This window comes from Paenibacillus sp. HGF5, from assembly GCF_000204455.1.
GTDB classification, from domain to species: domain Bacteria; phylum Bacillota; class Bacilli; order Paenibacillales; family Paenibacillaceae; genus Paenibacillus_AQ; species Paenibacillus_AQ lautus_A.
The window spans coordinates 23708-38091 of record NZ_AEXS01000174.1; the positions used below are offsets into that span (position 1 = coordinate 23708).

Annotated in this window: 7 protein-coding genes; all 7 read right to left on the reverse strand. The window is 56.5% G+C overall.

Going from position 1 to position 14384, the window contains the following annotated elements:
* Positions 1 to 69 precede the first annotated feature (69 nt).
* The 7 genes from HMPREF9412_RS29280 to HMPREF9412_RS29310 all read right to left on the reverse strand — a co-directional run bounded on the left by HMPREF9412_RS29280 (position 70) and on the right by HMPREF9412_RS29310 (position 14370).
* Complete coding sequence (locus HMPREF9412_RS29280; RefSeq protein WP_009595506.1) at positions 70 to 3684, reverse strand: glycoside hydrolase family 88 protein; 3615 nt, start codon at positions 3682 to 3684, stop codon at positions 70 to 72.
* 26 nt (positions 3685 to 3710) lie between these two features.
* Complete coding sequence (locus HMPREF9412_RS29285; RefSeq protein WP_009595543.1) at positions 3711 to 4856, reverse strand: oligogalacturonate lyase family protein; 1146 nt, start codon at positions 4854 to 4856, stop codon at positions 3711 to 3713.
* Between the two features lie 43 nt (positions 4857 to 4899).
* Entirely contained in the window at positions 4900 to 6978 is a 2079-nt protein-coding gene (locus HMPREF9412_RS29290) for a hypothetical protein (RefSeq protein WP_009595562.1), read from the reverse strand.
* Between the two features lie 22 nt (positions 6979 to 7000).
* Complete coding sequence (locus HMPREF9412_RS29295) at positions 7001 to 9274, reverse strand: helix-turn-helix domain-containing protein (protein ID WP_009595513.1); 2274 nt, start codon at positions 9272 to 9274, stop codon at positions 7001 to 7003.
* 69 nt (positions 9275 to 9343) lie between these two features.
* Positions 9344 to 11539: a glycoside hydrolase family 88/105 protein gene (locus HMPREF9412_RS29300; protein ID WP_441295388.1), complete on the reverse strand. Its 2196-nt coding sequence runs from the start codon at positions 11537 to 11539 to the stop codon at positions 9344 to 9346.
* Positions 11523 to 12821, reverse strand: coding sequence for a Gfo/Idh/MocA family protein (locus HMPREF9412_RS29305; RefSeq protein WP_009595509.1), 1299 nt, complete (start codon positions 12819 to 12821; stop codon positions 11523 to 11525). The genes HMPREF9412_RS29300 and HMPREF9412_RS29305 overlap by 17 nt, the downstream gene beginning before the upstream one ends.
* Positions 12822 to 12828: 7 nt before the next feature.
* Positions 12829 to 14370, reverse strand: coding sequence for an extracellular solute-binding protein (locus HMPREF9412_RS29310; RefSeq protein WP_009595502.1), 1542 nt, complete (start codon positions 14368 to 14370; stop codon positions 12829 to 12831).
* Positions 14371 to 14384 lie beyond the last annotated feature (14 nt).

Below are 14384 nucleotides of genomic sequence, written 5' to 3' on the forward strand. Positions count from 1 at the left end.
GGTGCTTTTTTTCAATGAAATGGTCTTCGGCCAATTTCAGTCTCGAGGTCGGCTTACGTCTATTTCGACTTACGGGCTGCAATCGATCAACAGCTGTGACCCCGGGTGCAGACGGACCGCATGAAAAAGGGGCCCTAGCATTGATGGCTGGACGGAGGCTGCCGGGCCGGACATGGAACATTCCCCTGCCCAAGGCGGCAGGGAAACGAGGATGTCCGTCTCCCGTTCAGCCTCAAGCTTGGCGTGGAACATACCGGCATCCCGGTCCCATTCCACGGTGATCCGACCGGTATGGTATCTCCAGCCTGAGAGTCGGCCACTACGCCAGCGCTCCGGCAACGCTGGCAGGAGCTTCACCATATCCGGCGACACCTGCAGCAGCATCTCCTGTACGGCATTCACCCATCCCATGTTTGCATCGAGCTGTATCGGCGCTGCCGGCATATCCATGCATATCCCCATCCCCCTCCAATCATTATGGAGGGTAAACAGATTCGGCAGCAGACATGATTGCGCCAATGTATCAAGACACTCCAGCGCACGATCGCCTGCCCCCAGCCGCGCGTAAATGGAAGCCATATGGGCAAGCGACCAACCGCTTTGGGCTCCGAGTCGGCGCAGACGCACCGCCTTCTCAAAAGCGACGTACAGCTCTGGTGCTGATTCCCGAGTCACTTCATCACCCGGGAACAAGGGATAGATATGGGAGAGATGACGGTGATCGTATCGGTCCTCAAACGCGGGATCCAGCCATTCCGCAACGGCTCCGTCCCCGTTCGTCCGGTAAGGCGGAATGCGTTCCACCATTCGCATCCACCGTTCTTCCTCCGAACCGGGGCCGCCGACTAGCCGATTCGCTTGGATCAGATGGGTAAGCAGTTCCTTCATAATTGCAATATCCATCGTAGCATTGACGGTTGTCGGCATCGGGTGAGCCAGCTGCCTTCCGTCCTCCGGCATGAAATTGAGCGGCGTGTTCTCCGGCGAAACCGAAGGATACAGACGGTAGGCGCCGTCTTCACCGACAACTGCGAAGTCCTCGTAGAATTGAATGGCTTCACGCATGAACGGCAGCGCCTCCTCTCGCAAAAACCGGACATCTCCCGTATACAAAAAATGCTCATAATAATGCCGGGCCAGCCACCCGGCCGCTCCCGTCCAGTTTAGAATGACGGGTACGATTTGATTCGGCGTTCCGATCCCTGGCGTAGTCCCAGCCGGGATGTAGATTCCGCGACAACCGTACAAGTTGCGGGCATTGCCGCGGAAATCGTCCATTAGGCTCCCGTAGTAGCGGAACAAAGGGGGTACTAGTTCTCCCAAGCCCCCAACATGCGCGTGCCAATACATCATTTGAATATTCTCATTCGCCATATGGTGGCACCAGACAAGCCGGTAGTCTCCGCCCCACAGGCCATATAGTCCGAACGGCCCCGATTCGGCCGCCGTCCCGCTAATAAACAAATACCTTCCATAAGCCCACATTTTACGAACAAGCGAATCGGGCGCCTCGCCCTCGTAAGCCTCCAGCAGCAGTTCCTCGTTCGAACGCACGTCCCCGCTGGTCACGTTCAGCTTCAAGGATGCGGAATGGAACAATGGACCATGAAGCTCGGCGTGGCGCGTGAGAAGCAGGTCATATTCGCAATTTTCAGGGAAGTCGCTGAGCTCACGCTCAAGCTGCTCCCATTCCTGTTCACGCTTGCCACGGATAAATACTTTCACCAGTGCCAGGGCCCGTCGGGCCTTAACAAAACTTAACATCGTTCCTTCCTTGGTTGACTGTAAACTTCCGCCTTCACAAATAAGCCGCAGCACGGCCCCGAAATCTGTACCGTCATCATTGCGGCCGGCGTACCGGATAAACGTCCCTTTCGCCGAAGTGACCACGGATTCGGCCAGTTCCTTGAATTCCGGCGTATCCCCCAATCGGTCGCTCGGGTAGAGCGCCAGCCCAATCTCTCCCGAAATACAGTGACTCGTCCCGGCTTGAACCTCGATATGCTTACCGATCCCTTTCCTGCCTTCTGGGTTTATTTCTTGGTTAGCACATCCCTCGGAGCCAATCTCGTAAACGATGGCCCTATCTGCACGGGAGACGAACAACCGCCTTACGTATCGGATCGAACCGTCCGTCCAGCCAACCGAAACCTCACCGGTCTCCATATTGAGGGTTCTTCGGTAATGGCGGAACGCCCGTGTACTGGGCATGAACAGTTTAATCGCCGCGAGCGGGAAGCGGGAGGCCAGCCTCGTCCCGTATCCCCGCTCCCGTAAAGCGTTCGCCAAGCTCCAGCTGCCCTCCGCATAGTGTCCTTCATCCATCAGCCTGCGCGTTTCGGCAAGCGTCATGCTCACGTCCGGCAGCGGATCCTTCCGGCCCCAATGCCACAACCCCTCATGATTCAGCAGCACCGTCTCTTCATGCACGCCCCCGAATACCGAGGCCCCGACCATTCCATTGCCTGAGGGTAACCCCTCACGCCACATATTACGCCACCAAGATGCGGGATACCTCATGGTCAACATGTTCTCTTGACTCATCCCCGATGCCCGACCTCGTCCCCCGCTTGCAGCCTCTCCATTTCGATGCTGGCCAGCAGGAGCGGAGCGACGCCCATTAGCGAGTCTGACTACCTTTTCACTCAAATAATACTCGTACGATCCGTCACGGTATTTCCGCCCGCCCAATCCGGCGCCGTGGCATATGCCGTGAAGGTGCAGTCCTTCGGCATCGACGGTGAGAAAACGTTTCTTGATGCCGTCATAGGCACGTTCGACCACCCCGATGTCGATCTCGGCCAAATAATGAAGCCGAATGCCTTTGGCCAAGGCATAGGTCAACATGCAGGAGCCCGAAGCCTCCAAATAATTGCCCTGCCGTCCGTTGCAGTCCATCACCTGATACCACAGCCCGCTGTCTTGATCCTGGGCGCGTACGAGCGCATTGGCCATTCGTTCGAAAATGCCCATCAGCTGGCCGCGCTGCGGATGCCTTACGGGGAAATGCTCCAGTGAGTCCACTAGGGCCATCGCATACCAGCCCATGGCCCGCCCCCATACATGGCGCGAGCGGCCCGTTTCCTTGTCGCACCAGCGCTGCTCCCTGCTCTCATCATAAGCATGATGCAGCAGGCCCGTCTGCGGATTCCGCGTGCGCCGCTCGATGAGCAGCAGCTGACGTGCCGCTTCGTCGAACCATTCCGGCGCATCAAACGTTTCTGCGTACTCCGCCATAAACGGTGACGACATATAGAGGCCGTCCAGCCACATCTGAAACGGATAGATTTTCTTATGCCAAAATCCGCCTTCGTCTGTCCGCGGCTGTCCAACCAGCTGAGATGCCAGCAGCTCGGCAGCCCTGCGGTATTTCTCTTCTTCCGTCGTGCGCCACAAGGGCAGCAGATTCTTGCCTTTATTGATGTGATCGAGGTTATAGTCCTCCAGTGTATAGCCTGCTATCGTCCCGTCTTCTTGTATGAAGACGTCCATATGGCGCTTGACTGCTTCATTGAAGCGCTTCTCGCCCGTCCATTCGGCCAGGCGGCCCAGTGCACTCAAAGCCATGCCGGCCACGTAACCCCATTTGTTGGCTATATTCGGATGGTATCCGTCCACGCAAGCGGACAAGATCGTTTCTGCCACCCGGACCGGTATTCGTTCCAGGACCGTTGCTTCAGCCACGGTTGACCCCTCCCCTCTCCTTCGCTTTAGACCGATTGCGGCGGCAGCGAATCGAAATCTTCCGGCATGTCGACCAGATACAGATTGCCATAACCATTTTTATCGCTTGTAAACAAGAGTCGTTTACCGTCCGGATCAAAACGCGGATGCGCATGCACCTTCTGGGAATGAAAACTGCATCGGAGCTCGCACAGCATCCTCGGCCCTTGATAGACTCCTTTGGCGTCTTTACGCCATACGGAGAGGGTTTTGACCGACCCTTTGCCGTCGACAACGGCCTGACCGAGGCCGTCCGCATACGCATGCCACGTATCAAACCCGAAATCCGTCTCTTCCATGGCCGTATTGTCATACCGGATATTTCCGAAGAAATTGGTTCCATCCATACGGAAGCCATGGTAACCGATGGTAACGCCGTCAGGATAAAAAAATTCATGGCCGACCTTTTCTCCGGGTTCAAGGCGCTGGCGAATTCTCCAGGCCTCTCCGTTCCGAAGATCCAGTCCCCATATCCGGTGATCGACCAAATGCCACGGCCCTTCGTGGCAAAAGGTGATCAACCATGGTTCGACGGGTGATGCATTAATATGAGTTATAAAGCGATGGGCTTCATACAGGGTTTCAGGCTGCGTCTGCCCTTCCGAATCGATCCGCACGATCCGGCTGTGAGGAGCAGCCTCCATCAACTCCCTATGGCCGACATAGCCATTGCCGAGGTCTAGCTGCATGCGATGGGACAGATCCTCCTGTATGCAGGTGACGACCGAACGACCATCGGCAGGACAGCTCAGGTTGCCGATGTTGTACCCCTCTGGAGCTTCGTAGACAAGCTCTTCCTCCAATGTTGTCAGATCAAGGCGGCGTACGCTCCGACCCGTTTTGACGAAAGCGGCCCGGCCATCCGGTAACAGACACGCATCCACATCATCATTGTCCGGGTAATCCGTCAGCTGGAGCATTTCGCCGCTGATGACATCCATGCTGTACAAGTTCGAACTGTTTTCCCTATCCGATACGAACAACAGCCGCTTGCCGCCGTCATACCATCCGTTCTCCGTAAAATATAGATGATGACTATGAGCCTTATAGTCGGTCAGCTGCACCACTTCGACTCCGGTCAATCGGTCGCGATACTGCTTACGTTCCGGCTTCCACACCGTTCCCTTGGCCATATTCAGCCCTCCTGTCCGCAAGTTGTACAAGCCGAAGACGAAGCTAAAGCCACGGCTTCAGCCCCTCCCACTGCACCGTCCAGCCGCTTGCCGGAAATCCCGGACAGTGCAGATCTTCTTCTCCTTCCCAGCCGCAGGCCATCATGGCCACCGCCGTAAGCAGTCCGCCGTTACCCGGCAAATAAGCGGTCAGACCCGGTCGCTGATAGTTATGCCCGTTCGGCAAAAACGTGTTTTTCATTTCGTCCATTAACAGAAAATCGACAGCCAGATCTTGCTCGCCGAGCCGAGCAGCGGTCATGGCGCATACGGGAAAATCCCATCCCCAGGCCGATTCCCATTTCCAATCGTCCTTGACCTTCCACAATGTACGCCGCATGGTTTCCCGGTCGACAAGCTTGCCGGGAAGCACGCCTAATGCGCACAGCATGGACGGGTGGTCATGATTATTCTCCGTAAACGTGTCCGGCGCCAACTCATGCGCCAGGTAAACGCCGTCGAGTCGGGGCGGCGCCGCCAGATTATTCGCCACCTCAACCCAGCGCGGATTCGGCTGGATACCCAATCGATCAGCCCACTTTATAGCGATATCCAGGCCATATTTCCAATACTCCAGCTCATAAGGCGGGTTCACGCTAGTGTTCATGGGATGGCATTCTTGAGCCGGAATGAGCGGCGGTCCGAGATCGAAGGCATCTTTTGACTCATTCCAGTGGGCAAAGGAAACCATAAAGTCAGCCGATTCAAAGACGATGTCACGGAACCCGCGCAGCGTTTCTTGTGCCGGGTCGGCCTTATAGCACAGCTCCGACATGGCGATTGGGTGCGGCTGCTGCCAGATCAAACCCGGAGCGACCGGCGAAGGGCACGGGATACCGTCAAAACCGACCATTTTCGGCCAGCGTGCTCCCTCGTATCCCTGCGATAGCGCCAGTTCGCGGGCGACCGGCAGTATGCCGTTGTACCAGTCCAAACTTCTCCGCAGGATGGAAGCCCGGCCCCACAGCGCGAAATGGGCGGCATGCCACCAATGCATCTCCAAATGCGATTTGCCAAACCAGCTGTTGTACATAAGACCGGTCTCCTGGGGCGGCATCGAGCCCCCACTGTGAATAGCGCATAACCATTGCGACAAGACGACGCGGCGCTCCAGCTCAAAGGCTCGCGGATCCGAGCTGCCTGCGAAGCTGACTGCGCCACCGCTCTGCCAAAACGATTCCCAATGCCGGATGCTCGCCGAAACAATAGCTTCAAAGTCAGCCACACCGGGCGACCCAGCCGCAAAGCCTACGGAAAACGTCAGCTCCTCCGGTGATTCATTGGGGGATTCATCCTGAGACTCGCCAGGATTCAGCGTGAATTCATGTGTTTCCGTCTGCTCCAGCCGGCCAATATTCCAACGCCAGCGGACCGCATAACGCTCCTCGTCCAGCGTCCGCTCCAACAGGGCCGTTCCTTTCTCCTGCCGAACGAGAACGGTATCATGCCGATGATCGCTTTCCCAATCGGCAAACACCGATTTTGCCCAAGCCGAATGAGTCATATCCGGTGCGGGGAAACGGATGAATACCTGAAGCCGCCCTTCCCGGATAAGGGGCGAGATCACCCGCACGCCCAAAATATCAGCTTCGGGGTGGCACGCCGTCGTAACTTCGACCGGCACGCCGCGAATTTCGAACTTGCTCGATAGAATGCCCGTCCACAGATCGAGCTTTTGACGGAATTGGCCTGCATCGCTGTAACCGAGCTCTTCTCCCGCTTCGTCCAGAAATCGGAACGACAGCCGGCCTAGGTGAAGACGGTGGGGATTTTGCCGCAGCCATTGGTAAGCTTCCGGCTTATCCCCCGGCTTCATCGGATAGCCGACCTGCCGGCCGTGGGTCTCGAACATCTGCAACGCTGCATCCTTCGCGGAGAACCTGCCGCGCCCCCCCGTAAAATGCCAGCCCCAGTTCGACTGGGTGCCAAGCGGCACCTCATATTGTTCAGGAAATGTCTGCAGCCCGGTAATATCGGAGGTAAACGCGAATTCCCCGTTGCCTACCGACAGTGGCGATAGCGGATCCAGCCTGTCGAATTCAGGATGATGCCGCCAAACAATTTGCTCTCTCTCCATCTCCATAGCTCCTCCCTTCCCGGCTCCTTCATTCAAACAAGGCGTCTATCCGGGTTCTCATCATATCCCGGTATTTGCCCGGGGTGATATCCTTGAATTTGCGGAAGCTGCGAATGAAGCTGTTTTCATGCTGGTAGCCCACCATTTGAGCGATATCGGATATTTTGCGGTCGGTTTTGACCAGCAGCTCGCTAGCCCGCTCCATCCGCAGCCGGGTTAAGTAGTTATAGATCGTTTCGTTTGTCTCCTGCTTGAACAGCTGGCTGGCCAAGCTGCTGCTGATGCCGGTCGATTCTGCAATTTCCGGAATGCCGATCGGATCGCCGAGGTGCTGCTCCATGAATTCGATCATCCGCTGGCACATCAAGAAATCCTTGCTGCCGATTAAACGGCGGTAACGGTCGGCCAAGACCGAAATCAGGCCGGAAAGCTCCGCCTCGATATCTTCAATGTACAGCGTGCCCAGCCGACCTGCCGGGTCCCCCTCGGGGCCTTCTCCCTCTGGGCATATCCCTTTAAGACGTTCCAGCAGCGCCTGCAGCAAGGCAAGCGCCTCCGAAGGATACCAGTAACGGCTGCGGATATCGCCAATAATACGCCCAAGCAGCTCTATAGCCCGCTCCCCTTCACCGGTCTCCACAGCAGTCATCAACTCTCGTATGCCATCTTCCTGCGGCTGCATATCCGTCACTTCGTGACTGGATACATCCTGAAACGGCACGAGCTGACCGTACCCTTTATATAAACGGTAGGTTAACGCGTTCTCCGCTTCCAGCATGGCCTGCTTTAACCGGCAAACCTCGCTCTGCGGCATGCTCACGCCAGCGGACACGCTGAATTTCAGCAAACGGGACACCGTTTCGATCGCCTCGGCCAGCGGAGGCCGAGTTTCCCCGCTCCGCGGTTGAAACAGGATAGCCATCCGGTCCGCTCCGAAATCGGCACAGGCCACCCTCCATTCGGGCTCATGCAGCTCTGCCATGATATTGGCCAAGGCAAACTTCAGCAGCGAGTGGTCACTGGCCGGAAACCTGCGCGACCACGAATCATAGCGGTCGATCGACAGCACCGCTACCGTGACGGGCGCATCCGTCCATTCCGCAAAATACCGTCTCCACTTCTCGCGGATTTCGCGTCTGCCGCTCATATGACCCGAGTGAATATCATACAAAAACTTGGAAGCCGCATCGGATATCGTCTCGCGGATCAGCTGAGACAGATGCGCATGATTGCTGAGCAGTTCGCCAGCCAGCTTTTCCAGATCGATGCGATCCGGGCTGGTCGCCTTCCCGTTGTAGGCGCTGAACAGCTGCTTAAGCCTGCGCACCGGGCGGAAGGCCGCGGAGTTTACATACAGAATGGTCAGCACGCCGAGCGCAAGTGCCGCCACCGATACATACAGCACCGTGTCTCGCACCTTTTTGGACTGTGCAAGCAAACTATCCTGGGAGACGATGGATACGTATTTCCATCCGGTCAGCGGCGATTCGATTTGATTGACCAGCAGCTTCCGACCCTCATGGGAAAAATCCCCGAAGTGGTCTTCCTTCAGCTCGTGCAGCGCCTGCCTCACCGCTTCCGGTTTGAATTCCGAATTCGAAACCGAATAAAGAATGTTATTATGCTGGTCCACGATGTACCGCATGCTGTCGAGCTGCGACAGCGCCGGCGGATTCAATTTCGCGAACAGTTCAGCATCCAGCAAATTGACCGCTACGACGCCTCTTAATCGGCCCTGGATCATGATTTTGCGGAACAGCGTCAGCTCCGACCCTTTATTGCCCGCCCCCTCGGGGACATGCCTTTTGCGGATCATCATCATGTCGTCTCCGAATTCATCAGCGATACCGGTCCACTCGGAATCCACGAATGTGAGCTTGCTCGAGCTGTATCCCTGCGGAAGCGAAATAAAGCTTCCCCGCTCGACATCGTAAACGTATATGCTGTTAATGTATTTTGAGTTGCTGATCCAGGTTGAGAGCAGTCGGTACAATGTCGATATATTGGACACCGAGTTCTGATTCTCGCTCGTCAGAAAATCGTAGATATCGTCATTCACCGCGACCTGGACCGCAATCTTGTCGCTCTCCCGGATCAAATCGTCGATATATTTCATACTGATCTGCAGCATTTGGTGCTGCGGCTCGCTGAGCTCTTCCTGAAGCACCGATTTGGAGGTGTAATATGATGTCAGGCTGACGGCCAAAATGATCATAAAAACGGAAACGGTCAAAATGAGCACCAGCCTCGCTTGCGTATGGGCCAGCGTGTATTTCAGCCACTTGCCGATCGATAGGAACATATCAACCCCCGCTTTACTACCAGAATGGTTCCATTATAGCTCACGTTCCGCTCCTGCCGTCACGCAAATTTAAGCGTTTACAATTGGGCTGGCCCGCATCAGTCCGAGCAGCTCGACTCCGGCCAACAGCACGATGCCGATTCCGTGCGTATCATTCAAGTTCCACGATAAATCGTGCTTGTAGTACGCATGCGAGGTCGACCAGCTGCTGCCCTTGCACACGCCATACACATTTCCCAGGCGGTCGATGGCCCTGCTGGTTAAACCTTCCCACCCCGCAGCGGCGGATTGCAAGTACGGATCCGGGTCCTCCAGCCAGCCGTGGCGAATCCCCCGCGCCATGCCGAAAATAAACATTGCGGTACACGAGGCTTCCTCATAGGATTCAGGGTCTGTCAGCACTTGGTGCCATAACCCGTTTACTCCCTGCACACGAAGGTACCCTTCCGCCAGCGCGCGATAAAAAAGCAGCAGTCCCTCATAGTCGGGATGGCCAAACGGAAGCACGGCAAGCAGCTCTGACAGCGAGAAAAACACCCATCCGTTGCCTCGTCCCCATACCGTCCGGGAAGGCTGCCCATGACGTACATCGTATACATGCGACATCAGCTGCAGGTCGGGCAGGTATAGGTAGGACTTATACAGCAGAAGCTGGCGTGCTGCCTCGTCCAGATAGCGGGAATCGCCGGACAGCTCGGCGTATCGGCACAGGAACGGTACGCTCATGTACATATCGTCGCACCACATCGTAAGGTGCATGCTCGGGGAAACGCCGACTTCGCGATAAAGCGCCCCATCCTCAAGACGTGATTGCTTATCCATGATGTACCGGGCGATGTCGTCCGCTGCCTTGTGCACCCCTTTCATGGATCGAATTCGGTCTGCAAGGATGGCTAGCGCGCCGAACGATCCGCAATCGTCCAGACTGTCGATGTCGGACAGCTGATTGTTCAGCCCTGCCGCACCGAATTCCTCCCGATCCCATAAGGAATATTCGTAATGCCTCGTGGCAAACTCGACATGGCGGAGCACATATTCCTGGATGTCCAGGCGATTAAGCAGCCTGCCCGTCTCCAACAAGCCGTACATCGTGACACCAAGCGGATAATTCCAGCGGCCGAAAAGCTCATTCTCCAAAAACGGCCTCACACAGGCTCCCGGTTCGCTTCCTGTCCAGAACAGCGTCTGTCCGCCGTCAACAGCAACCGTATCCAGTCCGAAATAGTCGGACAGCTCAAGTTCTGCTTCCGCACGGATCGGACCCAGATAAAGCCACTCGCCGGTCAGGCCGTGCACCCTGCGCGGCGCGGTCAGCATCCCTTCAGGCGAGGCTTCGCTGACCTCGAACCCCCAGCCCTCTTGAACGTATTCGCTGCGTGCGGTAAGCTCCCCGCGGCCCGGAGGCACATCGATGGCAATACGGAATGTGCCTGCCTCCCGACTTGTGTAAACCTCCCTGCCGTTCCATTCAAACCGGACCGGTCCATAAGAGGTTCCTGACAAGGTCATCTTCTTGGCCGTTAAGGTCCGGTTGACCACGGCAGTCCAGGCGTAAGCGGCATATCCCGGCTTCCGCCCGTACATTCTCAACATTGGGCCGCCATCTGCTTCCCCAACGTGCTTTGCTGGCACGGGCAGCCACTGTGCACCCGTCCATGATTCGCTTTCCATTGAATCGGGGATGCGGGCAAGCGCCCCGTCCATCGGCATCGTCACAATCCATCCTTCCTCGCCCTCCCGCTCCATGGATGGAGCCAGAAAGTGAAACGGCTTGTTCTTGCGGTTGCTTGTGCCAAATACCGCTCCGCAGCCGTTTGGGCTCCGGCGGAATTCCAGGACGAAGTGATTCCATCCCTTGGTAAGCTGAATCCCAAGCTTCAGAGGCAATTCGCCTGCTGTCGCTTCTTCCCCTGGCGCCGAACCGAACCGCTTCCGGCCGTTATGGTACAGCCGAACTTGCCCCGTCCATTCCATCAGAAAGGGGAAGCTCTGCGGTTCGGCAGCCCACAGCTTCGTCCAGGCGTAGACCACCTGGCTCCCCGTCATCTCGGGGAACGTATCCGCGATGGGGAGTTGATAGCAGTGGTCGGCCCGCTTGCGGATCGGACTCTTGCGCGTCACCCGGTAAACCGGGGCATGAGGCGGATTGTCACCGACATAACGCTGGGCAATGACCGTTAGCGCATGCTCGATGTTACTGCCCTCTGTTTGGGAAGCCAGGCTTTCCGCCGGATCAACGTATCCTTTATCATTCAATAGGCTCACTCTCCTTCCACCCGCCCAGAACATCCGCTATCGCCACCGGACGGTGTTCCTTCACGGAACGCCACACGGCTTCCCCCGTTGCCACGGAATAGGCGCCATCCACAGCCCCGGACAAAATCGGGAACGGCCTTTCCCGGTTCTCACCGAGAAACAGGTCGTTCAGCAGAAGCGGGTCGCCTCCTCCATGGCCGCCTTCCCGATGGACGACATGGATGGTTTCCTTGGAGCCGAACAACGGGAAGTAGTCGATCGTCTGGATCGGTGTTGGAAAAGGGGTTCGGGACGGTGCATGATATTCGATCGTCTCCAACCGGCCTTTCGTACCGTTGATCGCCAAGCGATACCCTTCATACGGCAGCGAAAAGTTGACGGAATAGCTGAGCAGTGCGCCTCCGCTGTATTTGACGGTGGCCGCATACGTATCCTCAATATCGATCTCATCATCAAAAATACACCGGTCCGGGCGGTAGCCTGTATAAGGAAATTGCGGTCCCCCGCTATCCAGCTGACCGAGATGATCGTCCTGCACATGACGTGCGTTCCAGCGCGAATGATAAGCACAGCGGCTGGCTGAGAGGCAGGTTCCGCAATGGCGACCGTCTTCTTTGCCCGGATTCAGCTCCCCTTGGGCACCGTAATAATGGAGCGCCCCGTAGGCGAAGGCCTCGACCGGCTTTTGACCGATCCACCAGTTCACAAGGTCGAAATGATGCGTGCTTTTATGGATGGAGAGACCTCCTGACATTTCGCGCCGGCGGTTCCACCGTTTGAAGTAGCTGGAGCCGTGATACGTGTCCAAATACCAGTTGAGATCGACGGATGTAATCCGGCCGAGTTTGCCCTCCCACACCATCTCTTTGATTTTGGCGTGAATCGGGGCATAACGGTAATTAAACGTGACCGTCACCGAGCCTTTGCTCACCCGCTCCGCATCCAACACGCGCCGCGCGTCCTTACCCGTCGTGACCATCGGCTTTTCCGTGATGACATCCAGATCCCGTTCAAGCGCGGCAACAATATAACGCGCATGCGTATCGTCGCGCCCCGCCACGATGACCACATCCGGCCGAGTCTCGTCAATCATCTTCCCGAATTCCTCTTCACCGTAAGTTCCGACGGCGGTATGCTCCGGGAAGCGGGAGCGGTACAGCTCGAAGCGGGCCGGATCGCAATCCAGTATGGCAACCAGGTCGCAGCGCCGTACATGCGTCGTCAGAATCGGTTTGGCGAACATGCCGAGCGCACGACCGCTCACACCGCATATGGCATATTTCTTTTTCACTGTATGATCACATCCTTGAGTACCATTCCTCTACCCTCTTCGTTACTTCGTCTCCCCCTGCCTCATGCCAGCGGTCGACGAATTCATCGAACTTCTCCAGCGGCCATTCGCCGATGACGATCTTGGTTACATACTCCTGAAACAGCTTATGCGATTGAATGTCCGGGAAGCCTTCATACACGGTACTCGGAAGTCCATCCCCGGCGATCCGCTTCGCGTCCGCGGTACTCACCTCGAATATATCCTTCACCATCTGCTGCATGTCTTCCGGGATCGTCTCCTGAATCCGGATGTCCATATCCTCCTTTGTCGTCAGGTTGCGCATGCCGAGCGCCAACGGACGGCTGTCCTCGGCCGGAAGCAGCACTTTTTTGCCATCAACAACTTCATGCTGCAATCCTTCGATGCCAAAGCGGGTAAATTCATCATTCGACCGATCATAGAAGAAATCGAGCAGCTTCAAGGCGGCAGGGGCTTTATCCTGTGCCTTTGCCGGAATGATCCACTCTGGTTCGCCCATGCTCTTCTGCGTGACGAAGCCCTCAAAACCGTCGGCCTTTGGAAGCGGCATGCCAACGATATAAGCATCCGGTGCCTTTTGCTGCATGGCCGTGAACCGATCGCGCAGGTTGGCGGGAAGGTGGTACCAGCTGCCGACCAGATTATTATTGATTTTCGCTGTCCACACATCGCCTTTGTTCAGAAATGTCTCGTTGTCCAGCAGCTTCTCGTCGTATAACTCACGGGCAAACGCAATGGCAGCCTTCATATTGTCCGTTACGCCGGCATACTGGATTTTTCCGTCATAGACGTCCCATTCCGGATTCCCCTCCCACATCGCGACGCCGAACATGGCGAACAAATGGTCCATCCATTTGCCGAATTCGCGGCCCGTTGTAGGCAGTTCGTCCTTCAAGCCGTTCCCGTTCGGGTCTTCGTTAAGGAAGGCGCGCAGCACCTCCTTGTATTCCCCCGTTGTCTTCGGCATGGACATCCCCACCTTGTCAAGCCAATCCTGACGGATCAGCGGCGCTCTTTCCGGCACCAGGAACACTTTAGGCACATAATAGATTTTGCCGTCAGGCGAAGCGGATCGAACGACATCCCATGCTTCCTGCGGGATATTGTTCCAGACGTTCGGGGCATACTGGGGCAGCAAATCATCCAGTGCCAGCGCTCCTCCTTGCCGAATAAGGGTCTGCTCGATCCCGCCGATCGGGCGAAGAATATCCGGCAAGTCGTCGGATGCAATCATCAGATTGAGATATTCAGTCGGCTCCGATCCCGGCGGGGTCGTTACCAGCTGATATTCCACGCCGGTCCGTTCCGCCACATATTGGACATGCGGATTATCCGCGCCCGGAATCGTGCCGACACCCATGTGGCTTTTGAACACCTTTACCTGTGTAAGTTCTTGAGTTCCCTCCCCGCTCTGACCCGCTTGCGATACGCCGTCGCCCTTGCCGCCGCAGCCAAACAGCATGACTGCCGCAAGTGTCGCCGTGAACGCCGGTTTCCATGCCCCTTTCTGGAAAAACCATTTCGACATAAGTAAATCCTCCC

Excerpts from the sequence above, each read along its gene's own strand:
- HMPREF9412_RS29295 (WP_009595513.1), bottom strand. The coding sequence starts at position 9,274 with ATGTTCCTATCGATCGGCAAGTGGCTGAAATACACGCTGGCCCATACG.
- HMPREF9412_RS29290 (WP_009595562.1), bottom strand. The coding sequence starts at position 6,978 with ATGGAGATGGAGAGAGAGCAAATTGTTTGGCGGCATCATCCTGAATTC.
- HMPREF9412_RS29310 (WP_009595502.1), bottom strand. The coding sequence starts at position 14,370 with ATGTCGAAATGGTTTTTCCAGAAAGGGGCATGGAAACCGGCGTTCACG.
- HMPREF9412_RS29285 (WP_009595543.1), bottom strand. The coding sequence starts at position 4,856 with ATGGCCAAGGGAACGGTGTGGAAGCCGGAACGTAAGCAGTATCGCGAC.